The following is a 24,588-nucleotide window of genomic DNA, read 5'->3' as shown; positions in this document are numbered from 1 at the left end:
GGCGTTTTCGCTTCAGCCAGGGACGATTATCATGTTCGACAAAATCCGCCTTAACCTGCTGTCCAAGCCGATATTTCATATGGCGAAACAGGCGTTGCCATCGCTTTCCGCTACGGAACGCGAGGCGATGGAGGCCGGCGACACCTGGTGGGATGCGGAGCTATTTTCCGGATCGCCCGACTGGCAGGCGATGCGGGATATGAAGCCCGCCACGCTGTCGGACGAGGAGCAGACTTTTCTTGACGGCCCGGTCGCCGAGGTGTGCGACCGGCTTAACGAATGGCGGATTGCGGCACAGGACATGGACCTGCCGCCCGAAATCTGGGATTTTTTCAAGCGTGAAAAATTCTTCGGGATGATCATCCCGAAACAATATGGCGGGCTGGGATTCGGCGCTTATGCGCATAGCGAGGTGGTCAAGCGGATCGCCACGCGCTCGGTCGCCGGCGCGGTAACGGTGATGGTGCCCAATTCACTGGGGCCGGGTGAATTACTGCTGCAATTCGGAACGCAGGAACAGCGCGACCACTGGTTGCCGCGGCTTGCCGATGGCCGCGACATTCCATGCTTCGCACTGACCAGTGACGAGGCGGGATCGGATGCCTCTTCGATGGTCGATCACGGCGTTGTGTGCAAACGCATGATCGATGGGGAGGAGGTGCTTGGAATGCGCATCACCTTCTCAAAACGCTATATCACGCTTGCTCCCGTCGCCACGGTATTGGGGCTGGCATTCAAGCTGTCGGACCCCGACCACTTGCTTGGCGGTACGGAAGAGCTGGGCATCACGGTCGCGCTGGTTCCGACCGACACCGACGGGGTGGTGCATGGTCGCCGCCATCTGCCGTGTTTTCAGGCGTTCCAGAACGGTCCCGTGCACGGCAAGGACGTGTTCGTTCCGCTCGACGCGATCATCGGCGGCAAGGAACAGATCGGACAGGGGTGGAAGATGCTGATGGCGGCGCTTGCCGCCGGACGCGGCATTTCGCTGCCCACCCAATCGACGGCGGCGGCAGTACTCGCCGCGCGCACCACCGGTGCCTATGCGCGCATCCGCGAACAGTTCGGGATTCCGGTCGGCAAGTTCGAGGGCGTGAAGGAGCGGCTGGGCCGTATCGCGGGGCTTGCCTATCAGTTGGAGGCCGCGCGCCGCTTCACCTGCGCCGGGATCGATCAGGGGCATCATCCGGCGATCGTTTCGGCGATCATGAAATATCATGCGACTGATCGGATGCGCGAGGCGGTCAACGATGCAATGGACGTGCATGGTGGCAAGGCGATCATCGACGGGCCGCTGAATTATCTCGGCAATGTCTATCGCTCGGTGCCGGTGGGGATCACGGTCGAAGGTGCGAATATCGTCACGCGCAGCCTGATTATCTTTGGTCAGGGCGCGACGCGCGATCATCCCTATCTGCTCGACGAGATGGAAGCGCTGGGCGGCGAGGGGGAAACCGCGCTCGCCCGGTTCGATGACACGGTTTGGAAACATGCCGGGCATATCTTCAAAAACACCGGCAGCTCGCTTGCCGCCGCATGGTCGGGCGGTGCATCGGCCAGCGCACCCAAAGGCGCAGGTCCGCTGAAGGGATATTACAAACAGATGTCGCGCTATGCCGCCTCGCTAGCCGCGACGGCGGACTTCGCGCTGATCTCGCTGGGTGGTGCCTTGAAGCGCAAGGAATCGATTTCCGCGCGCTATGGCGACATATTGTCCGAACTGTACCTGTTGAGCGCGGTGCTGAAACGCTGGGAGGATGAGGGCTGTCTGGAAGAGGACCTGCCGCTGGTCGAATGGAATTGCGCCACCGGCTTTGCCCGGATCGAGGAACGGTTCGACGCAATCTTCGTCAACTTCCCGATGCCAATGCTTGATAAGGTTATGCGCCTCGTCAGCCTGCCGTTCCGCAGTCACCCGCGCGGAGCCAGTGACGACACCATTTTTGCCTGTGCCGATGCGATCCTGAAAACCGGGCCGCAGCGTGACCGGATCGCGTGCGGCGTGCATATCGGCCCCGAAGACCAGCCGGTCGCGCAGCTTGAGCGCGCGATGGAACTGGTCGAACGCACCCAGCCGCTGCGCGACCGGTTGCGCAAACAGGGTGAAGGCGCATTGAACGATGCCGAGCGCGCGGCGGTTGCCGAAGCGCGCGAAGCGGTGGCAACCGTGGTCGCCACCGATGATTTCGATCCGAGCGAGCTTACCGGGCTCGCCAAGAAGAAGGAGCAGGGACCATCACCCGAACAGCCCGATCTGAAGCTCGTCCGGTCTATGTGATCGACGGCAGCCGCACGCCGTTCATCAAGGCGCGCGGCAAGCCCGGACCGTTCAGCCCCGCGGACCTTGCCGTGCAATGCGGCCGACCGCTGCTGATGCGTCAGAAATTTGCCGCAACCGCATTCGACCAGGTGATCCTGGGGTGCGCGAACCAGATTGCGGGCGAAATGAACGTCGCGCGCGTTGCGGCGCTGCGCATGGGATGCGGCGACGAAATGCCCGCATGGACGGTGCATCGCAATTGCGGTTCCGGGATGCAGTCGCTCGACGATGCGTTCCGCAACATCGCGCATGGCGACATGAACCTGGTGCTGGCCGGCGGGACCGAGGCGCTGAGCCGCGCGCCGCTGATCCTGTCGGACAAGGCGGCGGGATGGCTTGGCAAGTTCCAGTCGGCAAAAACCACGGGGCAGCAGCTTGCCGCGCTGCGGGCATTCAGCCCTGCCTATCTCAACCCCGAAATCGGGTTGAAGCAGGGGCTGACCGATCCGGTCTCCGGGTTGATGATGGGGCAGACGGCCGAAATCGTGGCGCATCGTTTCGGCATCAGCCGCTGGCAGATGGATAATTATGCGATGGAAAGCCACCACCGGCTTGCCAAAGCGCAGGAAGAGGGTTGGCTGGACGGCGAGGTGGAACTGATGTTCGCGCCCGATGGCACGGTGTATGACCATGACGATGGCGTCCGTCCCGACAGCAGCATTGAATCGCTCGCCAAGCTGAAACCGGTTTTCGAACGCTATGGCGATGTAACCGCGGGCAATTCGAGTCAGATCACCGATGGCGCGTGCTGGATGATCCTCGCGTCCGAAGACGCGGTGAAGGAACATGGGCTGGAGCCGATCGCCAAGATCGTCGACAGCGAATGGGCCGCGCTTGCGCCTGAGATCATGGGGCTGGGGCCAGTATTGTCGTCGCAGCCGCTGATGGATCGCGCGGGGCTGAACCTGTCCGATATCGACACCTGGGAATTGAACGAGGCGTTCGCCGCGCAGGTGCTGGGATGCCTCGCCGCGTGGGACGATGCCGATTTCTGCCGCGAGGTTCTTGGGCTGGAAGGCAAGGCGGGTATGATCGCCCGCGACAGGCTGAACGTTGACGGCGGGGCGATCAGCCTTGGCCATCCTGTTGGGACCAGTGGTACGCGGATCGTACTTCACCTTATCAACGCCATGCGCCGCACCGGCGGCAAAAAGGGGATCGCCACCGAATGCGTCGGCGGTGGTCAGGGCGGAGCGATGCTGGTGGAGGCGCTGTAATGACGAAGAGTGCAAAGAAATTTTTGAGCCCCGCGCCGCTGACCGGCACCACCGGCACGCGCGGCATTCATTGGATCAAGCATGAGGACGGCAAGCGACTGTGGCTGGTACTCGATCGCGCCGCCGTCGCGGTGAACACGTTCAACGAGCCGGTGTTTCGCGAGCTCGACGCGCTGCTTGACGAGGTGGAGGCGGGCGATTGGGAAGCGGTGATCTTCCGTTCGGCCAAGCAATCGGGTTTCGCCGCCGGTGCCGATCTCAACCAGTTCAAAGGGTTGAAAGGCAATGCCGAGATCAAGGCAAAGGTCGATGAGGCAAATGCGGTGGTCGATCGGGTCGCAGCGCTCGACGTGCCGACGGTATGCGTCGCGCACGGCATTTGCGTGGGCGGCGGGTTGGAACTTGCGCTGGCGTGTGATTTCATCGTCGCGCGCGACGATGCCAGCTTCGGCTTTCCCGAAGTGCTGGTGGGCTTGCATCCCGGCTTGGGCGGCACAGCGCGGCTGACCCACAGAATCGCGCCGGTCGAAGCGATGAAGATGATGCTGACCGGCCGTACGCAGAAGGCGAAAAAGGCAAAGCGGCTGGGCATCGTCGATCTGGTCGTACCCGAACGTGATGTGGCGAACGCGGTTGATGCGGTGCTGTCGGGCAAGGTCGAGCGCAAGACGCCGGGCGCGATGGCGGGTGCGACGAACCTGTATCCCGCGCGCGTCGCGATCGCGCGGCAAATGCGTGCCGAGACCGAGAAACAGGCGCCGAGCGACCATTATGACAGCCCCTATGCGCTGATCGACCTGTGGGAAGATCATGGCGGATCGCTTTCCGACATGCTGGAGGCGGAGCGCGAAAGCTTTGCCAACCTGCTGCCGACGCAGACGACGCAGAACCTGATCCGCGTATTCTTTCTTCGCGAACGGTTGAAGGCGAATGGCAAGGGCAAGTCGGGCGTCAAGCATCTCCATGTCGTTGGCGCTGGCACGATGGGAGCGGAAATCGGTGCCTGGGCCGCATTGCAGGGGATGACGGTAACGATTTCCGATCCCTTTACCGAGGCGCTGGGCAAAGCGGTGAAATCGGCGAACAAGCTTTTCAAACGGAAGCTGGACGGGCCGGATTTGCTGGCCGCGCAGGATCGTTTCATTCCCGATCCGAAGGGCGACGGCGTGGTGAGCGCCGATCTGGTGCTGGAAGCGGCACCCGAAAAGGTGGCGCTGAAACACAAGATTTACGAAGGGCTGGAAGCGAAGATGAAGCCGGACGCGGTGCTTGCCACCAATACGTCCAGCCTCGACCTGAACGAACTCGCAAGGGGGCTGAAAAAGCCCGAACGGTTCGTCGGGATTCACTTCTTCAACCCCGTCTCGCGGCTCGAACTTGTCGAGGTGGTGAAACAGGCGAAGTCGGGCGATGCGGCCTATGAAACCGCGCTGAAATTCGTCGGCGATATTTCGCGCCAGCCGCTGCCCGTAAAGGCGTCGCCGGGCTTCCTCGTCAATCGTGCGCTGATGCCGTATCTGGGCGAAGCGCTGCTGATGATCGACGAGGGCGAGCAGAAGGAGCGGATCGACGCCGCGGCCGAAGATTTCGGCATGCCGATGGGGCCTGCCGAACTTGCCGATCAGGTGGGGCTCGACATCTGCCTTGCGGTTGCCGAATCGCTGGCACGCGACCTCGACCGGCCGATGCCCGAAATTCCGCAATGGCTGCGCGACAAGGTCGCGGCGGGCGAACTTGGCCGCAAGACCGGCAAGGGGCTGTACGACTATGACTCGGACGGCAAACCCAAAAAGGCGAAGGTGAAGCAGCCGCCGACCGCAGCCATGCAGGACCGGATGGTGCTGCCGATGCTCGATGCGATCGCGCGCTGCCTTGATTCGGGCGTGGTCGAGGATGCCGACAGCGCCGATGCGGCGATGATCTTTGGCACTGGCTTTGCGCCGTTCCGTGGCGGGCCGATGCACTATGCGCGCGATCGCGGTTATACCGATGTGCGTATGACGTTGAGCAGCCTCGCCGAACGCCATGGCGAGCGGTTCGAACCGAGCGCCTGGTGGAGGAAAGCCGAAGGCTGATGGAGCGCTTCGCCGACGCCGATATATTGGCGGGATGGATATTGGAACGGCTCGGGCGTGATGTCCGGGCCGGTCTGCCCTTAGGGATCGGCAAGGCGACACATATCGCCAACGCACTGTATCAGCGCGCGCGGCACGATCCGGCGCTGCAACTGGAAATCCTTACCGCACTGACGCTGGAACGCCCACAACCCTCGGCCGAGCTTGAAGCGCGGCTGATGGAGCCGTTCGCCGAGCGGCATTTCGCGGGCTATGTCGACCTCGACTATGCCCGCGCGCTGCGCGGCGACGGCCTGCCCAACAATGTCCATGTGTCCGAATTCTTCTTCAATTCGGGTGCGTGGATGGGCAATGCGGCGATGCAGCAGGCGTATATCAGCGTCAATTATTCGGCGGCCGCGCCCGATGCGTTGCTGTCGCGCCCGATCAATCTGCTTGCGCAACTGATCGCGGTGGACGAAAGCGGGCCGCAACCGCGCTACAGCCTTTCGTCCAACACCGATGTCACGCTCGACATCCTGCCCGAACTGGAGGCACTTCGCGCGCGCGGGCAGCCGTTCCTGATGGTCGGGCAGGTCAATCGCGATCTACCGTTCATGCCGGGAAGCGCCGAAATCGATGCCGGGCATTTCGATGCGATCCTTGACGATCCGGCTTGCGAATTTCCAATCTTTTCGGCGCCGCGCCGACCGGTTTCTGCTGCCGAATATGTCGCGGGGCTGCACGCGGCCAGCCTGGTGAAGGACGGCGGCACGATCCAGATCGGCATCGGATCGCTGGGCGATGCCGTCACCTATGCGCTGATCCTGAGGCACAGGCACAACGCGCTGTTTCGCGATCTTATCGCGCGGCTGACCGACGAACCGCGCGAGGTCGAGCCGTTCGAGGCCGGGCTGTACGGCGCGAGCGAGATGTTCGTCGACGGCTTTCTGGACCTGTACGATGCGGGTATCCTGAAACGCCGTTCGGCAAGCGGCCATGTGCTGCACGGCGCGTTCTTCGTCGGCAGCCGCGATTTCTATGACCGGCTAAAGGCGATGCCGGAGGAAACACGCCGCGATTTCGACATGACCGGCGTGTCGTTCACCAACACCTTGTACGGCGCGGAGGAGGCCAAACGGCGCGACCGGGTCGATGCGCGGCTGATCAACAATGCGATGATGGTCGACCTGCTTGGCGCGGCGCAGTCCGATACCCTGGACGATGGCCGGGTGATCAGCGGGGTGGGCGGCCAGCATGATTTCGTCGAACAGGCGCTGGCGCTGCGCGATGCGAACGCGATCCTGATGATCAAGGCGACGCGCACGCATGATGGCGAGGCGCAATCGAACATCGTCTGGCGGCTTGGCCGCACCACCATCCCCCGCCATATGCGCGACATCGTCATCAGCGAATATGGCGTCGCGCGCCTGAAAGGCGTGAGCGATGCGACATGCATCCGGCGAATGGCCGCGATCGCGGACGAACGCTTCGCGGGCGACCTGCTGAAAGAAGCGGGCGCGGCGGGGAAGGTCGCCGATACCGATATGGATGTCAGGCGCAATCATCCCGGCTTTCTGGAGGAGATTCTGGCGGGGCCGCGCGCCGAGGGTTTCTTCCCGCAATTTCCCTTCGGCAGCGACTTTACCCGCGCGGAGGCAAAGGCGATGACCGCGCTGCTGTACCTGAAACAGTGCGGATCATCGAAAAAGGCGCTGTCGCGGGTATTGTTTGCAGGGATGACCCGGCTTCCCGATGACGACGAGCGGGCGGCGCTGGAGCGCATGGCGCCGGGGCACGGGCCGAAGGATTTGTTCTATCGCCGCCTGATGCTTGGCGCGTGGAAACTCGCCGGCGCGTAAGCCAGCGCGCCGCGTACATGCCGAGAAACCGGGGTGGGAAACCCCACCCCGCGCACCTTACAATTCGTCGATGCCCTTGCTCACCAGGATATTCACCGCGACACGGCGGTTCTGCGCCTTGCCAGAGGCGGTATCATTGCTCGCTGCCGGGTCCGCTTCGGACATCCCGGTGGGGGTCAGCATGCGATAGGGTTTCCAACCGCAGGCCTGCTGAAGATAGTTGACGACCTTGCCGGCCCGCTTTTCGCTAAGCCGCTGGTTGAATTCCTGACTGCCCGTCGAATCGGTATAGCCCACGACCAGCAGCAAGGCATTGTCCATTGCCTCGGCATTGGTGGCGGTGGCGCACAGGGCGTCCTTCGCCTCGGCGGACAGAGTAGCCTTGCCGGTATCGAAATTCACGTTCGTCGTGCTTTTGACATTATACTGGTCGATATCGCCGACATGGCCGCGTAGCGCTTTCGTATCCGCAGTATTCTGGGCGATGGCCGCGCCCTGTTCGCCGAAACGCTGTTCCGTGCCGTTGCGGATCATCGACGCGGTCTTGAGATCCTTGCTCTTCAGGGCGATCTTGCTCGCCACCAGGGTATTGCCCGATTGCAGCGTCTCGACGCTGACAGGCAGGCCGTTGAGCAGCGCATTAGCGGCAACCGTGCTGCGGCCAAGACCCAGAAAACCGCCCCTGGCCCTGATCTGGGTGTCGTCCTGGATGGCGATGGTCGCGTTGGTGCCCTTGGCGGTTGTGACCTGTATTGTGTCGCCGTTACGCGCGGAAATGATGCCCTCTATCTCGGGTCCTTCGGTCATCTCGACCGCTTCGGGAGGATGCTCGCCATATACGGTCATGGGACTATCGGTTTCGGGGGGCTGCGGCAGTTCCTGGGCGAAGCCGGGTGCTGCCGGGGCGGCAAGCATGGCAAGCGCCAAGAGAGCTGTTGGGTGTTTGGAAATGACACTCATTGCGCGACTCCTTTAAAAATTGATCTGCCGGGCCTGCGGGATCGCATCGTTTCGCTCGGCTGCCGCGATCCGGCATTTTCCACCTTTCGCGGGCATGAACATCCCGTTTCCCGCGATGGTTGTCCGGCTGATTTGAGCGGATCGCGGGGCGAACCGATGCTGATTGCATCGCAGGAACGGGCCGACGTGGTTATCGCGCCCGCTTTCGGCGCGCCTGCAATTCGGCCATCGATGACAGGGGACGGGATTCGAAGGGCGGCCAATTTCGCGCCCTTCGCCCGGTATCGGCGGCCGGTATCAGCATGGTCGGCAGGGGGAAGGCCGGTCGGAGCGTAGCCTTTCTTCGCGTGGCTGCAAAAGCGATTGCTTGCCGCGGGCGGGGGCCGCACCCTATCTGTCCTCCATGCATGTGACCAGCAACAGCCTCGCCCTGATCGGCAATACTCCGCTCGTGCGCCTGAACGGGCCGAGCGCGGAGAGTGGCGGCGAAATCTGGGCGAAGTGCGAATTCGCCAATCCGGGCGCGTCGGTGAAGGACCGCGCGGCGCTGTTCATTGTCGAGGATGCCGAGCAAAAGGGGCTTATTAAGCCTGGCGGCACGATCGTTGAGGGGACGGCGGGCAATACCGGCATCGGGCTTGCGCTGGTCGCCAATGCCAAGGGGTACAGGACGATCATCGTCATGCCTGAGACGCAGAGCCGCGAGAAGATGGACACGCTTCGCGCGCTGGGCGCCGAGCTGGTGCTGGTGCCGGCCGCGCCCTATTCGAATCCGGGGCATTTCGTGCACACCAGCCGCAGAATCGCCGAGGAGACCGAAAACGCGATCTGGGCCAACCAGTTCGACAATGTCGCCAATCGCCGCGCGCACATCGCCGGCACCGCGAGTGAAATCTGGGATCAGATGGATGGTCGGATCGACGGCTTTACCTGCGCGGTGGGAACCGGCGGAACGCTGGCCGGGGTTGGGCTGGGCCTGAAGGAAAAGGATGAGCGCATCAAAATCGCGCTGTCCGATCCGCACGGTGCGGCGCTGTACGAATATTACGCGCATGGCGAATTGAAGTCGGAAGGAAGCTCGGTTGCCGAAGGCATCGGGCAGGGCCGGATCACCGCCAATCTGGAAGGTGCGCCGGTCGATACCCAGTATCGCATTTCGGACGAGGAGGGGCTGGAATGGGTCCGCCGCCTGCTTGACGAAGAAGGGCTGTGCCTGGGACTGTCATCGGGTATCAACGTCGCCGGCGCTGTCCGTCTGGCCAGGGAATTGGGGCCGGGAAGCCGCGTCGCGACGATCCTTTGCGACACCGGATTTCGGTATCTCTCCACGCTGTATAACCGCGAATGGCTGCGCATGAAGGGGCTGCCCGTGCCCGATTCGCTGGCGGGCGGGTAGCGCGGCCAGCGTTTGCCCGCGTGACAAGCGCGTACGCGCTTCGTAGATTGGCGACACGGTGATGAAGCGAATTGAGCATGATTCCGCGCAAGCGATGCAGCGCGTCCGTGTCGGGGTGACGGGGCTGGCGGTCGTGCTCGCCATGATCGGTGTCGGCAGCATGATCTTTGCCTCCGCCAATAACGAGGCGGCGGGACCGGCGCTGACGGCAGCGCAGGCCGATGCGCTGAGCAACCTGACGGTGCCCGAAAATACTGTCGATCCGGTCGTGGAAAAGCAGCCTGACGAGCCGCTTGCCGAACTTGGCGTCGCGCCCAGCGCGACCACCGTCGAATCGAGCGCGAACAAGATCGCCGCGCAGATCGCCGCTGAAAAGCAGAAAGACAGCTCAAAGGTTCATTGAGCGTATTTCCCTCCGTCCTAATGCTGTTTGCAGGCGGGCGCGGTCCCTCTTTCCTCTTTTTTTGTCATTTGTTCGCACGTTTCGCCGCCCCACGGCGAGACGTGGGCATGTGCGTGATTCCGCCAGGTATCCCCGGCTTCGCCCTTGAACATACCATGAACACCCGCTAAAGTGGGGCTGATTACCCGAAAATCCCCGGCTGACCCATTGCTCTCCCCACGCCATTGGGTTAACAATGCGCGGACAGGGTGGATTCCCATTTTCGGACCAAGGCGGTTCGTCGGCGGCGGGGGTCGTTGGCGGAATGGGGATCGCGTACGCCGCAAAAGGATGAGGCGTGGCAGAACGGGGTGTATATTTCGGCAATGGCTTGCAGCAGGTGGACGACAAGGGTCGTGTCGCCATGCCGTCCAGCCTGCGCGGAACCCTGGAGATGAACTGCCCGGCCGAACCCGGTTCGAAGGGTGCGCGTCAATTCCTGATCAGCGCGCATGAACGTGCCCCCTGCCTGCTCGCCTATGATCAGGTGCGCGGTGAACAGCGAATCCGCCAGGCGCAGCAGCTTGCCGCCCAGCTTCCCGAAGAGCGTGCCGTCGATGCCGACAACAAGATTCGCGCGATGGCCGGCGGCGGCGATTACGTCCAGTATGACAGTTCGGGCCGCTTCATCCTCGGCGGTTTTCCGCGCTTTCACGCCAATATCGGCAAATATGCCCTGTTCTATGGCGCGGGCGAGGAAATCGAAATCTGGGACCCGGCGACGCTGCTTTCCTATGATCATGCGCTGCCGATGATGGTGAAGCTGTGCCGCTATCTGCTTGACCAGAAGGGGATTGCGCTGTGAGCGAGATGCGCGCCGCCCCGCATATACCCGTGCTGCTGGACGAAGTCGTCGCGGCGCTCGCCATTCACCCGGGCGAGCGGCATGTCGATGCGACCTTCGGCGCGGGCGGATACACCGAAGCGATCCTCGAGCGGGGAGCCGAGGTGGTCGCCTTTGATCGCGATCCGGACGCGATCGGGGGCGGCCAGTCCCTCGTCGCCGCGAATGACGGGCGGTTGCGCCTTGTCGAAGCGCCCTTTTCCGCGATGGAAGCGGAGCTTTCCCGGCTGGGCGCACTTCCCGTCGATGGCGTGACGATGGATATCGGCGTGTCCTCGATGCAGCTCGATCAGGCGGAGCGCGGCTTTTCGTTCCAGGCGGACGGGCCGCTCGACATGCGGATGAGCCGGTCGGGCGAGAGCGCGGAGGATTTCGTCAACACCGCGGGTGAAGAGGAAATCGCCGACGTGCTGTATCGCTATGGCGAGGAGCCGCGTTCGCGCCGCGTGGCGAAGGCCATCGTTACTGCAAGACCCCTTAAGGGGACTACCGAACTCGCGAACGTGGTTAGGAAAGCGTTAAATCACCGCCCGCACGAGAAGAAGGATCCGGCGACGCGCACCTTTCAGGCCATTCGTATCCACCTGAACCGCGAACTCGACGAGCTGGTCGACGGGCTGGCCGCGGCGGAACGGGTGCTGAAACCGGGCGGACGGCTGGCGGTGGTGACGTTCCACAGCCTGGAGGACCGCCTGGTGAAGCGGTTCTTCCGCGAACGCAGCGGCGCAACGCCGGGCGGGTCGCGGCACATGCCGGTGGTCGAACGGGCCGCCGATCCGACTTTTGAAACGCCGGCGCGCGCGGTGCGCCCCGGCGAGGCCGAACTGGCACGCAATCCGCGCGCGCGTTCGGCGACGTTGCGCGTGGCGCGCCGTACCGCGGCCGCGCCATGGACCAGTGGAGGAGAATGATGGCTGCCTTTGGATTCAAGGGATTCGGATGGTTTCTGTGCGTCGCGATCGTCGCGCCGGGATGCTATCTGGTGACCTCGCAGGTGGCGGCGGAACGCGCCCGCGTCGAATCCGTCGAACGCGCGATCGTCGACGCGCACAAGGACATTCGCGACCTGGATACCGAGATAAAGACTCGCGCGAACATGGCGCAGCTCGAACGCTGGAACGGCGACCTTCTCGCACTGTCCGCGCCGCGTCCCGATCAGTTTCTCGATTCGGGTGCGCAGGGTGTCGCCGAACTGGACGGCGGGCAGCCCGATGCGCCGGTCGCCTATGCCTCGCTGGTGGTGCCGCACGCGCCGGTGCTGACCGACGGCCCCGGCACGCCCGATGCAGCGCCGCAATCGGCGCTTGAGGTGAAAGCGCCAGAGGCCGGGGAAGCGCCGCGCGAAACGCCGCAGCGCATCACGACGCCGACCCGCGCAGCGCCGGTCGCCACCGCTTCGCTGTCCGACAGCAAGGCGCGTACCGTCGCGATGCTCGATGAACGGCTGCTCAGCGATTCGACGCTGGGCGAACTGATGCGCGGCGCGAAAGCGGAGGCCCGGCCCCGTTGATCGTCGTCGTCGCCCAGCCCGGTGATCGCGCCACCGGCGGCCGTCAGCCGCTGGTGGCCGCCGCGCATCTGCGTCTGATGATCCTGATGCTGCTGTTCCTGGCGGGCGGGGCCTTGATCATCGCGCGGCTGGGTCAGCTTGCGCTTTCCACCACGCCCGAAACGGCGGGGGCGGTGCGTAGCGGCTTCGTGCCGTCGCGCGGGGACATTGTCGATCGTAACGGCGCACCGCTTGCGCGCACCATCGACGGCTGGTCGATCGGCGTCCATCCGCGCAAGGTTATCGGCGACAAGCGCGAACTGGCGCAAAGCCTGGCCACCGCGCTGCCCGAACATGATGCGGCCTATTACTGGCGCAAGCTGAACATGGATGTTGCCTTCACTTATCTGGAACGGCGCGCGCTGCCCGAAACGGTGGAGAAGGTGAACGCGCTGGGCGAACCGGGCATCGCGTTCGCCCGCGAACCCGAACGCCTGTACCCGCAAACCACGCTTGCTGCGCATGCGCTTGGCTTTGTCGGGTTCGACGGGCACGGCATGCGCGGGATCGAGCGCGAACTGGACAGCCGACTGACCGATCCGGCCGAGCGCGCGAAGCCGGTGCAGATGTCGATCGACATTCGCGTGCAAGCGGCGATGGAAAGCGAACTGAGCCAGGCAATGGCTACGTTTCAGGCAAAGGGCGCGGCCGGCATCGTGATGGACGTGCGCACCGGTGAGCTGCTCGCCATGGCGTCGTTGCCGACGTTCAATCCTAACAATATCCGTCATGCGACCCAGGACGAATTGCACAACAATGTGACTCAGGCGCGGTATGAGCTGGGGTCGACGTTCAAGCCGCTGGCGATGGCGCAGGCGATCGACAGCGGCACGGTGACGTCGATGGCGCGCCGGTTCGATGCGACCAAGCCGCTGAAGGTCGGCCGCTTCACCATCCATGACGATCCGGGCGATGAACAGGAACGCTGGCTGAACATCCCCGAAACGCTGATCTATTCATCCAATATCGCGACCGCGCGGATCGCCGACCTGATGGGCCAACAGATGATGAAGGATCTGTTCCACAAGCTGGATTTCGACGAGCCAAGCCATGTCGAGATCAAGGAAAAGATGTCGCCGCTATGGCCAGGATATTGGGGGCGCACGACCACGATGACCACCGCTTATGGCCATGGCATCGCGGTGACGCCGCTGCACCTTGCCACCGCCTATGCCGCGCTGGTCAATGGCGGCATCCTTCGCCATGCAACGCTGATGAAGGTCGCGCCGGGGCGTCAGGTTCCGGGCAAGCGCGTGTTTTCGGCGGCGACCAGCGCGCGCTTGTGCCAGCTTTTGCGACTGGTGGTGCTCGACGGGACGGGACGCAAGGGCGCCGCGCCGGGATATCGCGTCGGCGGTAAGACGGGGACGGCCGAAGTGTCTCGCGGAGGCGGCTATTCGCGGCACAAGAACGTGTCCACTTTCGCCGCCGCCTTCCCGATGGACAATCCGCGCTATGTGGTGATCGCGACGCTCGATTCGCCGGTGGGGACGAAGGAGACCTATGGCTTCACGACCGCGGCATGGACCGCCGCGCCGGTGGTGAAAAACGTCATCCAGCGCGCCGGGCCGATCCTGGGCGTGCGGCCCGACGAGCATCGCGACATCGATGTATCCGACATCACGCCGCTGCTGTGGCATCCGCCGGGCGAGAAGGAGGTGGCTGCCGCGCAATGAAACTGGGAATTATTACCGGCGGCGGCGAGGCCGAAACCGTTACCGGGTTCGCGATCGACCATCGCAAGGTCGCGCCCGGCACCGTCTTCGGCGCGTTTGAAGGCGCGCGCGTGAACGGGGAGGATTTCATCGACGCTGCGGTGGCGAGCGGCGCGATCGCGGTGGTCGCGCGGCCTGGCGCGCGGGTGGAGGGTGCGGCGCATATCGCCGACAAGCGTCCGCGCGAACGCTTCGCGAACCTCGCCGCGCAATTCTTCGCGCCCTTTCCGGCAACCAATGTCGCGGTGACGGGAACCAACGGGAAGACGTCGACGGTGGAAATGACGCGCCAGCTATGGCGCATGGCGGGCGACCATGCCGCATCGATCGGCACGCTGGGCGTCAACACCGACAGCGACAATGCACGCACTGGTCTGACCACGCCGGACGTCGTCACTTTCCTGTCGAACGTCGCCGGACTGGCGCGCGAGGGCGTCACCCATCTGGCGTTCGAGGCGTCGAGCCACGGCCTATCGCAATACCGCACCGAAGGCGTGCCGGTTCGCGCGGCGGCGTTTACCAATCTGGGCCGCGACCATCTCGACTATCACGGCGACATGGCCGCGTATTTCACCGCCAAGCTGCGCCTGTTTTCCGAAGTGCTTTCGCCCGAAGGGACGGCGGTGGTTTGGGTCGATGATCCGCAGTCGGACCGGGTGATCGATCTGGCGCGCGCGCGCGGCAACCGGCTGGTCAGCGTCGGCACGCACGGCGATACGCTGCGTCTGGTATCGCGCGATCCTACCCTGCTCGGCCAGGGGTTGGTGATCGAGGCGGAGGGGCGCGAACATCGCGTCACCCTGCCGCTGATCGGGGCGTATCAGGCGGCGAACGCGCTGATCGCGGCGGGATTGGTGATTGCGACCGGTGGCGATGTTGCGACGACGCTTGCCAATCTGGCGCGGCTTCAGCCGGTTCGCGGGCGGCTGGAACGCGCGGTCATCACGAAACAGGGCGCGCCGGTCTATATCGACTATGCCCATACCGCCGACGCGCTGGAAGCCGCGATGCTGGCGCTGAAACCGCACGCGGCGGGACGGTTGATCGTGGTGTTCGGCGCGGGCGGCGACCGCGATACCGGCAAGCGCGAGCCGATGGGGCAGGTCGCGGCGCAACATGCCGACAGCATCATCGTCACCGACGACAATCCGCGCGGCGAGAACCCGGCGGAAATCCGGCGGATGATCCTGAAAGGTGCACGCGGGGCAAGTGAGGTCGAAGGGCGGCGGGACGCGATCGCCGCCGCCATCGCCGAAGCGGAGGCGCAGGACATCGTACTGATCGCGGGCAAGGGGCATGAGCAGGGACAGATTGTCGGCGACATGGTGCTGCCGTTCGACGATGTCACCGTCGCGCGCGAGGTGGCGTCGTGAACGCGCGCTGCAAGCTGAGCGGTTCGGGAGCGGGAATATGCTGTCTTATGCAGCGGGAGCGTGGTGATGGCTGAACCGCTCTGGACCGCCGCCGAAATCGCTTCCGCCACGAACGGCACCGCTTCCGCCGACTTCACGGCCTCCGGCGTCGCGTTCGACAGTCGGGAGATTGGGCCGGGCGATCTGTTCGTCGCGCTGTCGGGCGAAATGACCGACGGGCATCGCTTCCTCAATCAGGCGTTCGGGCAGGGCGCTGCGGGTGCAATCGTTTCGGCGGGGTGCGAATATCCGCACGTCCGCGTGGCAAACACCACCATCGCGCTGGACGCGCTCGGTTCGGCGGCGCGCGAGCGGATGGCGGGAAAGGTGATCGGCGTTACCGGGTCGGTCGGCAAAACGGGAACGAAGGAAGCGCTGTTCGCCGCGCTCGACCGCATGGACCCCGGATGCGCGCACCGCTCGGTCAAAAGCTACAACAACCATACCGGTGTTCCGCTCAGTCTGGCGCGGATGCCGCGCGGTACGCGCTTCGGCATATTCGAAATGGGCATGAACCATGCCGGAGAGCTGACCGAACTGACGAAGCTGGTCCGCCCGCATGTCGCTATCGTTACCGCGATCGCGCCCGCCCATACCGCATTTTTCCGCGACGAAAGCGCGATCGCGGATGCGAAGGGAGAGATTTTCGTCGGGCTTCGCTCCGGCGGAACGGCAATCATACCCTATGACAGCCCGCATCGCGACCGGCTGATCGCGGCCGCAAAGCCCCATGCGGAGCATATCGTGACCTTCGGACTGGGCGAGGGTGCGGATGTCCGCCCGCTGGAACGGATGCGCACGCTGACCGGTGGGACGTTCGTCACCGCGCGGCTTGGCAATAGCGAAGTGAGCTACACCATTTCGCAACCGGGCGATCACTGGGTTTCGAATTCGCTCGCCGTACTGGCGGCGGTGCAGGCGGTGGGCGGCGATCTTGCCGTAGCCGGCCTTGCGCTTGCCGATCTTGCCGGTCTTGCCGGACGCGGCGCGCGCTTCACCACGCGGGTGGGCGGCGGCGAAGCGCTGGTGATTGACGAAAGCTATAACGCCAACCCCTCTTCGATGCGCGCAACGCTGGCCGTGCTGGGTGCGCAGAGCGCCGAACGCAAGCTCGCGGTGCTGGGCGATATGCGCGAACTGGGTGAGGACAGCGCCGCCTATCACGCCGCGCTTGCCGGGCCTGTCGGCGAAGCGGGCATAAACCGGGCCATATTGGTGGGCGAGGAGATGAAGGCGCTGGCAAATGCGCTTGAGGGCAGGGTCGATTTCGTCCATGTGCCCGACGCCGCCGCCGCGCGCGACAGTTTGTTGAACGAACTGGCGCCGGGCGACGCGGTCCTCATCAAAGGTTCGAACGGCGTTGGGCTGGCTGCCGTGGTTTCGGCCCTGGCAGGAAAGGGATAATGCTTTATCTGATCGCGGAATATCTGGGGTTTCCCGGCATTCTGAATCTTTTCCGGTATCTCAGCTTCCGCACCGGCGGCGCCGTGGGCACGGCGCTGGTCCTCGGCCTGATCATCGGTCCGCGCTTCATCGGCTGGCTGCGCGTGCGCCAGGGCAAGGGGCAGCCGATCCGCGATGACGGCCCGCAATCGCACCTTGCCAAGCGCGGCACGCCGACCATGGGCGGGCTGATGATCCTTACCGCGATGACGATCAGCATCATCCTGTGGATGGATCTGACCAGCCCGTTCGTCTGGGCGTGCCTGTTCGTGACGCTGGGCTTCGGCTCGATCGGCTTTCTCGACGATTACGACAAGGTGCGAAAGGCGAGCACGGCGGGCGTATCGGGAAAGATGCGGCTGGCCGGGGAATTCGTGATCGCCGGAATAGCGAGCTGGATCATTATCCAGCAGACGGGAACGCACCTTTATCTGCCGTTCGTATCGGGCGTGTCGATCGATCTCGGCTGGTTCTATATCGCCTTTGCCGCGTTCACGATCGTCGCGTTCGGCAATGCGGTGAACCTGACCGACGGGCTGGACGGGCTTGCCACCATGCCGGTGATCATCGCGGCGGTTGCGTTCATGATCATCACCTATCTGGCGGGTAACGTGAAATTCGCCGAATATCTGGGCATTCCGCATGTGCCGGGTGCGGGCGATCTCGCCATTTTCTGCGGCGCGATGATCGGCGCGGGGCTTGCCTTTCTGTGGTTCAACGCGCCACCCGCCGCGGTATTTATGGGCGATACGGGCAGCCTGGCGCTGGGCGGCGCATTGGGGGCGATCGCGGTGGTCGCGCATCACGAAATCGTGCTGGGCATCATCGGCGGCCTGTTCGTGGTCGAGGCGATGAGCGTCATCATCCAGGTCTTCTTCTATAAGCGGACCGGAAAGCGCGTGTTTCGCATGGCGCCGATCCATCATCATTTCGAACAGCTCGGCTGGTCCGAACCGACGGTCGTCATCCGTTTCTGGATCATCGCGCTGGTGCTGGCGCTGATCGGCCTTTCGACGCTGAAGCTACGGTGATCACCAGCCCTGCCTGGCGCGGCGAACGCTTTGCGGTTCTCGGCCTTGCCCGGTCGGGCGCGGCGACCGTTCGCGCGCTGGTGGGAAGCGGGGCGGAAGTGACGGCATGGGATGTGAACGAAGCGGCGCGCGAACAGGTGACGGGCGCTGCGCTGGCCGATCCGCTGGACATCGATCTGGCCGGTTTTGCGGGCGTAGTCGTATCGCCGGGCGTGCCGATCAACCGCCATCCGATCGCCGCCCATACGCGCGAGGCGGGCGTGCCGGTGATCGGCGACATCGAATTGTTCGCGCAGGCGCGCGCGAACCTGCCGCCGCACCGGGTCGTCGGCATTACCGGCACCAACGGCAAATCGACGACCACCGCGTTGATCCACCATATCTGCGAGACGGCGGGGCTGCCCGCTCGGCTGGGCGGCAATATCGGGTTACCGATCCTGTCCGCCGATCCGCTGCCCGAAGGCGGAGTCTATGTTCTCGAACTGTCGAGCTATCAGATCGACCTTACCCAAAGCCTCGACTGCGATGTCGCGGTGCTGCTCAACCTCACGCCCGACCATCTCGATCGCTATGACGGGTTCGACGCCTATGCCGCGTCGAAGGCGCGCCTGTTCGCGATGCAATCGGCGGAGCATCGCGCGATCATCGGCATTTCGGACACGCCGTCCTATGAAATCGCGCGATCGCTTTCGGCGCGCGGTGAGGCGTTGACGAAGATCGCACCCGGCATCTGCATGGACCAGTCGCGCTGGCCCGCGCTTCAGGGACCGCACAATGCCCAGAACGCGCTCGCCGCGATCGAGGCGTGCAGGGCGCTGGGCATTGATGACGCAGCGATCGATCGCGCTCTGGAGACGTTCGCGGGACTGTCGCACCGCATGGAGCGGGTGCGCGAACTGCGCGGCGTGGCGTATATCAACGACAGCAAGGCGACAAACCCGGCCTCCGCCGCGCCCGCGCTCGCCGCGTTCGACGCGGTGCACTGGATCGTGGGCGGGCAGGCGAAGGCGGGTGATCTCGATGCGTGCCGCCCCTATTTCGGCCATGTCCGCTGCGCCTATACGATCGGGGAGGCGGGCGCGATGTTCGCCGATCTGCTGACCCCGGAAATGCCCGTCGATCGGTGCGGCACGCTGGAACGCGCGGTCGTCGCGGCGGCGGCCAATGCGAAGGAGGGCGAGGTGGTGCTGTTGTCGCCCGCCTGCGCATCTTTCGACCAATTTCGCGATTTCGAGGCGCGGGGACAGGCGTTCCGGGCGCGGGTGGAGGAACTGGCATGACCGATGTGTGGCGCGGCAACGGGATCGGCGCGGTGGGCGTGAAGGCGCGGGTCGAGCAGCAGCTTGGCCGGGCGAGCCATTCGCCGCTGGGCGTATGGTTCCGCGACATCGACCGGGTGCTGCTGCTGCTCGCGCTGATCCTGATCGCGGTCGGGCTGGTCGCGGTGGCGGCGGCATCGCCGGCATCGGCCGAACGCTATTCGGACAGTACGCGGCAGGTGCCCGCAATGTATTATTTCTGGCGTCAGCTCGGCTGGGTCGGGATGTCGATTCCCGTGCTGCTGGGCGTGTCGATGCTGCCAGTGAATGTCGCGCGGCGCATGGCGCTGCTGGGCAGCCTTGCCTTTCTGCTGTGTCTGGCGGCGGTGCCGCTGGTCGGGGTCGATGCCAATGGCGCGCGGCGCTGGATCGGATACGGTTTTGCGCAGTTCCAGCCGTCCGAATTCCTGAAACCGTGCTTCATCGTGACGACCGCCTGGATATTATCGTTCCGCGCGCAGGATGAAAAGCTGCCGGTGATGCCGATCACCGCCGCGCTGACCGGCCTGATCGTGTTCCTGCTGATGCTGCAGCCCGATTTCGGCCAGACGATCGTGTTCGGTTCGGTCTGGCTTATCCTGCTGCTGGTCGCCGGGATTTCACCGCGCATGATGGGTGCCCTGGGCGCGCTCGGCATCGGCGGGGTGGTATCGGCCTATATGTTCTACGGCACTGCGCGGGCGCGTATTGACAGCTTCCTGTTCGGCGATGCCGCGGCGGGCGCGGCCGATACCTATCAGACCGACATGGCGCATGCGGTACTGACCGCCGGCGGGATTACCGGGCGGGGGCCGGGGGCGGGCACGGTGAAATTCCGTCTTCCTGAAGCGCATACCGATTACATCTATGCTGTGGTGGGCGAGGAATTCGGCCTGATCGCATGCGCCATCATCACGCTGCTGTTCATGGCGATCATCGTGCGCGTGATGGTGAAGCTGCTTGAAGAGGACGATGCCTTTCGCGTGCTTGCCGCCGCCGGGCTGGTGTCGCAATTCGGCGTTCAGGCGATGATCAACATGGCGGTGAATACCGGCCTCGCCCCGTCAAAGGGCATGACTCTGCCGTTCATCAGCTATGGCGGATCGTCGATGATCGCGCTTTCGCTCGGCATGGGACTGCTGCTCGCTTTTACGCGCAGAAATCCGTATCTGGCCCGTACGTCCTACGGCACCGGATGGAGTGGTTGATGCGCGAAGCGAAACGATATGTACTGGCGGCGGGCGGCACCGGCGGGCACATGGTGCCTGCCGCGGCGCTTGCAGCGGAACTGACGAAACGCGGCCACCGTGTCGCGCTGGTCAGCGACGAACGCGGGGTGCGCTTTCCCGGCCTGTTCGAAGATATCCAGACACATGTCCTTCCCGTCGGGCGGTTCAGCGGAAAGAATCCGCTCAACTGGGTGAAAGCGGCGAGCCAAATGTGGCGCGGCCGGCGAATGGCGGGCGAATTGTATAAAAGCTTCGATCCTGATGCCGTGATCGGCTTTGGCGGTTATCCCGCGCTCCCCGCCTTGCTTGCCGCATTCAAACAAGGGGTGCCGACGGTCATCCACGAACAGAATGCCGTGCTCGGCCGCGTCAACCGCATGGTCGCGGGCAAGGTCGATGCCATCGCCACCGCCTATGCCGGGGTCGAACGGCTCGACAGCAAATACCGGCGCAAGACGCATCTGGTCGGCAATCCGGTCCGCGCCGAAGTGCTGGTGCTTCGCCACCGGCCCTATCCGATGCTGGACGAAAACGGCATCTTTCGCGTGCTGGTGACGGGCGGCAGCCAGGGGGCGAGCATCCTTTCGCAGGTCGTTCCCGACGGGCTGGCCATGCTGCCCATCCATTTCCGCCGCCGGATGCAGGTGACGCATCAGGCGCGGATCGAGGATATCGACCGGGTGCGCGCCAAATATGCCGAGCACAAGATCCCGGCCGAAATCGCGACCTACCTTCCCGACATGCCCGAAAAGCTGGCCTGGGCGCATATCGTCATCGCGCGCGCCGGGGCATCGACCATCGCCGAACTGACCGCCGCCGGACGTCCGGCGATCCTGGTGCCGCTGCCCAGCGCGATGGACGATCACCAGAGTGCGAACGCCAAGGAGATTACCGAGGCGGGCGGCGCGCGCACCATCGTTCAGAAGAATTTCACCCCGAGCGAACTTGCCAAGCAGATGCAGCGGCTTGGCCTCGACACCAGAGGGCTGGAAAATGCGGCGCTTCGCGCGCGGGGTTGCGGCAGGCCCGATGCGGTGCGCGACCTTGCCGATCTGATCGCTACCGTTGAGCGCGGTCATGCCGATGCACCCGAACGCGGGGAGCACGCGCGATGAAAGGGGTCGCAACCGATATCGGGACGATCCATTTCGTCGGCATCGGCGGCATCGGCATGTCGGGTATTGCGGAGGTGATGCACAATCTGGGCTATAGCGTTCAGGGATCGGACATCGCCGACAGCCATGTCGTCGACGCGCTGCGCGACAAAGGCATCCCGGTGCATATCGGCCAGTGCGCGGAAAATATCGATGGCGTGGCGGTGGTGGTCATCTCCACCGCGATCAAACGCGGCAATCCAGAGGTGGAGGCCGCGCTGGAAAACCGCGTGCCGGTGGTGCGCCGCGCCGAAATGCTCGCCGAACTGATGCGCCTGAAATCCACTGTCGCGGTGGCGGGCACACATGGCAAGACGACGACGACCAGCATGGTTGCCGCGCTGCTCGACCATGGCGGGGTGGACCCAACCGTCATCAACGGCGGCATCATCAACAGCTATGGATCGAACGCGCGGCTGGGCGCGAGCGACTGGATGGTGGTCGAGGCGGATGAAAGCGATGGCAGCTTCCTTCGCCTTGACGGGACGATCGCGGTCGTCACCAATATCGATCCCGAACATCTCGACCATTACGGATCGTTCGACCGGGTGAAGGACGCGTTCATCGAATTTGTCGAAAATGTGCCCTTTTACGGCGCGGCATTGCTGTGCCTCGACCATCCGGAGGTGCAGGCGATCATTCCGCGGGTGCGCGACCGGCGGATCGTCACCTATGGCTTTGCGGGCCAGGCCGATGTTCGTGGGACCAATGTCACCCCCTATCCGGGCGGCAACCGGTTCGATGCGGTGGTGCGCTCACGCGATGGGCAGCTTCGCACGATCGAGGGCATCGACCTGCCCATGCCCGGTCGCCACAATGTCCAGAACGCGCTCGCCGCGGTCGGGGTCGCGCTGGAACTGGGCATCGACGATGCGACGCTGCGCGACGGGTTTTCCAAATTCGGCGGGGTAAAGCGGCGCTTTACCAAGGTGGGCGAGATCGACCTTGGCGGCGATCGGCCGGTCACCGTCATCGACGATTATGGCCACCACCCGGTCGAAATCCGCGCGGTTCTGTCGGCGGCACGCGAAAGCGCGGCGAACCGGGTGATCGCGGTGATGCAGCCGCACCGCTATTCGCGGCTCGGCGATCTGATGGACGAGTTTCAACAGGCGTTCAACGATGCCGATGCGGTGCTGGTGACGCCGGTTTATGCCGCTGGCGAATTGCCGGTTGACGGAATCGACGCGACCGCGCTGGTCAACGGCATCAAATGGCGCGGTCACCGGTCGGTGGCCAGTGTGGAGGGGCCGGACGATCTCGCCGCGACGCTGGCGCGGATGATCGCGCCGGGCGACCAGATTGTGTGCCTTGGCGCAGGCGATATCACGCGATGGGCGGCCGGTTTGGCCGATGCGGTTCGCGGGCAGTTGGCGGAGGCGGCGCAATGAGCGATTGGTTCAGCACGGCAGTGGCGATGCAGCGCGAGATCGTTCGCGCGCAAAAGGCGCAGATGGACGCGGCGCGCACTTTGATCGACATGAGCAAGGACATTACCGAACTGCAGCGCGCTGGCATCGCGGCGGGCGAGGCCAATCTGCGCTTGTGGCAGCGCTGGTCGAAGCTGTGGGGCGGCGGGTGAGCGTTGCGACCATTCCCGATACGCGTGGGCGACTGACCCGCGACGCACCGCTGGCACCGCTCGTCTGGTTCAAATCGGGCGGCAGCGCCGACATATTGTTCGAACCGGCGGACAGCGATGATCTGGCCGATTTCCTTGCCGCACTCGACCCGGCGATCCCGGTTATGGTGCTGGGGCTGGGGTCGAACCTGATCGTGCGTGACGGCGGCGTGCGCGGCGTGGTGGTGCGGCTGGGCAAGCCCTTTGCGAAGGTCGAGACGATTGACGCGGTCACGCTTCGCTGCGGCGGCGGCACGTCGGGCATTCTCGCATCGTCCAGCGCGCGCAATGTGGGGATTGGCGGGCTGGAATTCCTGCGTTCGATTCCCGGCACGGTCGGCGGGTTCGTGCGGATGAACGGCGGCGCTTATGGCCGCGAAACAGCCGATATACTGGTATCGTGCGAGGTCGTGCTGCGCGACGGCACCCGGCGCACGCTGGCGACGGAAGAACTCAACTATTCCTATCGCCATAGCGATCTTCCCAACGGCGCGATCGTGACGGCGGCGACCTTTCGCGGCGAAGCGAAGCAGCCCGAAGCGGTGCAGGCGGAAATGGACCGGATCACCGCCGAGCGCGAGGCGGCGCAGCCGCTGCGGTCCAAAACCGGTGGATCGACGTTCAAGAACCCGCCGGGCGAAAAGGCATGGGCGCTGGTCGATGCCGCTGGCTGTCGCGGGCTACGCAAGGGCGACGCGCAGGTCAGCGAAAAGCACTGCAACTTCCTGTTGAACCTGGGCGACGCGACAAGCGGCGACATCGAAGCGCTGGGCGAAGAAGTGCGCGACCGGGTAAAGGCGAAAAGCGGCATCACGCTTGAATGGGAAATTCGCCGCGTGGGGGATGCTCGATGAGCGGGCTTCTATCTGCGCGGTTGGAAGAAGGATGGTCCTTCGACAGGCTCAGGGCGAACCGGGTATGGCATGGCGTCCCCATCGCCATTCGCGCGAAGGCGGGAATCAGGCGGCTCGCGATGCGCAAGCGTGTTTGCCGCAACCATGGCCGCGCGAATGGCGGTGACGATACGATGTTGGAGTTTTC

Annotated in this window: 20 protein-coding genes; 19 read left to right on the top strand and 1 reads right to left on the bottom strand. The window is 64.3% G+C overall.

From position 1 onward, the window contains the following. The first annotated feature begins 31 nt into the window (after positions 1-31). Genes KY084_RS02455 through KY084_RS02440 form a run of 4 tightly spaced genes read left to right on the top strand, consistent with a single transcriptional unit; the run spans position 32 to position 7,453 of the window. Positions 32-2,278, top strand: coding sequence for an acyl-CoA dehydrogenase (locus KY084_RS02455; protein WP_219236858.1), 2,247 nt, complete (start codon positions 32-34; stop codon positions 2,276-2,278). After that, a complete protein-coding gene (locus KY084_RS02450; protein ID WP_343227936.1) occupies positions 2,275-3,537 on the top strand; it encodes an acetyl-CoA C-acetyltransferase in 1,263 nt (420 codons plus the stop codon). The genes KY084_RS02455 and KY084_RS02450 overlap by 4 nt, the downstream gene beginning before the upstream one ends. Next, the gene (locus KY084_RS02445; protein WP_219236857.1) at positions 3,537-5,612 is read left to right on the top strand and encodes a 3-hydroxyacyl-CoA dehydrogenase NAD-binding domain-containing protein; all 2,076 of its coding nucleotides are present in this window, start codon (positions 3,537-3,539) and stop codon (positions 5,610-5,612) included. Before KY084_RS02450 ends, KY084_RS02445 begins: the two co-directional genes overlap by 1 nt. Next, entirely contained in the window at positions 5,612-7,453 is a 1,842-nt protein-coding gene (locus tag KY084_RS02440; protein ID WP_219236856.1) for an acetyl-CoA hydrolase/transferase C-terminal domain-containing protein, read from the top strand. Before KY084_RS02445 ends, KY084_RS02440 begins: the two co-directional genes overlap by 1 nt. Before the next feature lie 57 nt (positions 7,454-7,510). On the opposite strand, the gene KY084_RS02435 is transcribed toward KY084_RS02440, so the two are convergent. Beyond that, complete coding sequence (locus KY084_RS02435; protein WP_219236855.1) at positions 7,511-8,413, bottom strand: OmpA family protein; 903 nt, start codon at positions 8,411-8,413, stop codon at positions 7,511-7,513. 403 nt (positions 8,414-8,816) lie between these two features. Between KY084_RS02435 and KY084_RS02430 the strand changes: the two genes are divergently transcribed. The 15 genes from KY084_RS02430 (at position 8,817) to murB (ending at position 24,401) form a co-directional block, all read left to right on the top strand. Continuing rightward, a complete protein-coding gene (locus KY084_RS02430; protein ID WP_219237080.1) occupies positions 8,817-9,809 on the top strand; it encodes a cysteine synthase A in 993 nt (330 codons plus the stop codon). Between the two features lie 58 nt (positions 9,810-9,867). Beyond that, entirely contained in the window at positions 9,868-10,212 is a 345-nt protein-coding gene (locus tag KY084_RS02425) for a hypothetical protein (protein ID WP_219236854.1), read from the top strand. Positions 10,213-10,549: 337 nt separating this feature from the next. Beyond that, positions 10,550-11,056: a division/cell wall cluster transcriptional repressor MraZ gene (locus KY084_RS02420; protein ID WP_219236853.1), complete on the top strand. Its 507-nt coding sequence runs from the start codon at positions 10,550-10,552 to the stop codon at positions 11,054-11,056. 5 nt (positions 11,057-11,061) lie between these two features. Continuing rightward, positions 11,062-12,006 (top strand): 16S rRNA (cytosine(1402)-N(4))-methyltransferase RsmH, encoded by a 945-nt coding sequence (rsmH, locus tag KY084_RS02415; RefSeq protein WP_219237078.1) that lies wholly within the window; start codon positions 11,062-11,064, stop codon positions 12,004-12,006. Beyond that, positions 12,003-12,605: a hypothetical protein gene (locus KY084_RS02410; protein WP_246586814.1), complete on the top strand. Its 603-nt coding sequence runs from the start codon at positions 12,003-12,005 to the stop codon at positions 12,603-12,605. The genes rsmH and KY084_RS02410 overlap by 4 nt, the downstream gene beginning before the upstream one ends. Next, positions 12,602-14,320 carry a peptidoglycan D,D-transpeptidase FtsI family protein gene (locus tag KY084_RS02405; RefSeq protein WP_219236852.1) on the top strand — a complete coding sequence of 573 codons (1,719 nt, stop codon included), beginning with the start codon at positions 12,602-12,604 and terminating at the stop codon, positions 14,318-14,320. Before KY084_RS02410 ends, KY084_RS02405 begins: the two co-directional genes overlap by 4 nt. Beyond that, entirely contained in the window at positions 14,317-15,732 is a 1,416-nt protein-coding gene (locus KY084_RS02400) for a UDP-N-acetylmuramoyl-L-alanyl-D-glutamate--2,6-diaminopimelate ligase (protein ID WP_219236851.1), read from the top strand. The genes KY084_RS02405 and KY084_RS02400 overlap by 4 nt, the downstream gene beginning before the upstream one ends. 66 nt (positions 15,733-15,798) lie before the next feature. Further along, a complete protein-coding gene (locus tag KY084_RS02395; protein ID WP_219236850.1) occupies positions 15,799-17,175 on the top strand; it encodes a UDP-N-acetylmuramoyl-tripeptide--D-alanyl-D-alanine ligase in 1,377 nt (458 codons plus the stop codon). Beyond that, on the top strand, positions 17,175-18,245 hold the full coding sequence (gene mraY, locus KY084_RS02390) for a phospho-N-acetylmuramoyl-pentapeptide-transferase (RefSeq protein WP_219236849.1): 1,071 nt from the start codon (positions 17,175-17,177) through the stop codon (positions 18,243-18,245). The genes KY084_RS02395 and mraY overlap by 1 nt, the downstream gene beginning before the upstream one ends. Then, positions 18,242-19,525 carry a UDP-N-acetylmuramoyl-L-alanine--D-glutamate ligase gene (murD, locus tag KY084_RS02385; protein ID WP_219236848.1) on the top strand — a complete coding sequence of 428 codons (1,284 nt, stop codon included), beginning with the start codon at positions 18,242-18,244 and terminating at the stop codon, positions 19,523-19,525. Before mraY ends, murD begins: the two co-directional genes overlap by 4 nt. Further along, positions 19,522-20,751 (top strand): FtsW/RodA/SpoVE family cell cycle protein, encoded by a 1,230-nt coding sequence (locus KY084_RS02380; protein ID WP_219236847.1) that lies wholly within the window; start codon positions 19,522-19,524, stop codon positions 20,749-20,751. Before murD ends, KY084_RS02380 begins: the two co-directional genes overlap by 4 nt. Further along, positions 20,751-21,887, top strand: coding sequence for an undecaprenyldiphospho-muramoylpentapeptide beta-N-acetylglucosaminyltransferase (gene murG / locus KY084_RS02375; protein WP_219236846.1), 1,137 nt, complete (start codon positions 20,751-20,753; stop codon positions 21,885-21,887). Before KY084_RS02380 ends, murG begins: the two co-directional genes overlap by 1 nt. Further along, positions 21,884-23,317: a UDP-N-acetylmuramate--L-alanine ligase gene (gene murC / locus KY084_RS02370; protein ID WP_219236845.1), complete on the top strand. Its 1,434-nt coding sequence runs from the start codon at positions 21,884-21,886 to the stop codon at positions 23,315-23,317. Before murG ends, murC begins: the two co-directional genes overlap by 4 nt. Next, positions 23,314-23,508 carry a hypothetical protein gene (locus KY084_RS16255; RefSeq protein WP_246586813.1) on the top strand — a complete coding sequence of 65 codons (195 nt, stop codon included), beginning with the start codon at positions 23,314-23,316 and terminating at the stop codon, positions 23,506-23,508. Before murC ends, KY084_RS16255 begins: the two co-directional genes overlap by 4 nt. Beyond that, positions 23,505-24,401 (top strand): UDP-N-acetylmuramate dehydrogenase, encoded by an 897-nt coding sequence (murB, locus tag KY084_RS02365; protein WP_343227935.1) that lies wholly within the window; start codon positions 23,505-23,507, stop codon positions 24,399-24,401. The genes KY084_RS16255 and murB overlap by 4 nt, the downstream gene beginning before the upstream one ends. The last annotated feature ends 187 nt before the right edge of the window (positions 24,402-24,588 follow it).

Origin of the sequence: Stakelama flava (assembly GCF_019351405.1) — a bacterium.
In the GTDB taxonomy this organism is placed as follows: Bacteria; Pseudomonadota; Alphaproteobacteria; order Sphingomonadales; family Sphingomonadaceae; genus Sphingomonas; species Sphingomonas flava_A.
The sequence above is the reverse complement of the archived record's forward strand: the minus strand, read 5'-3'. Positions and strand labels throughout refer to the sequence as shown.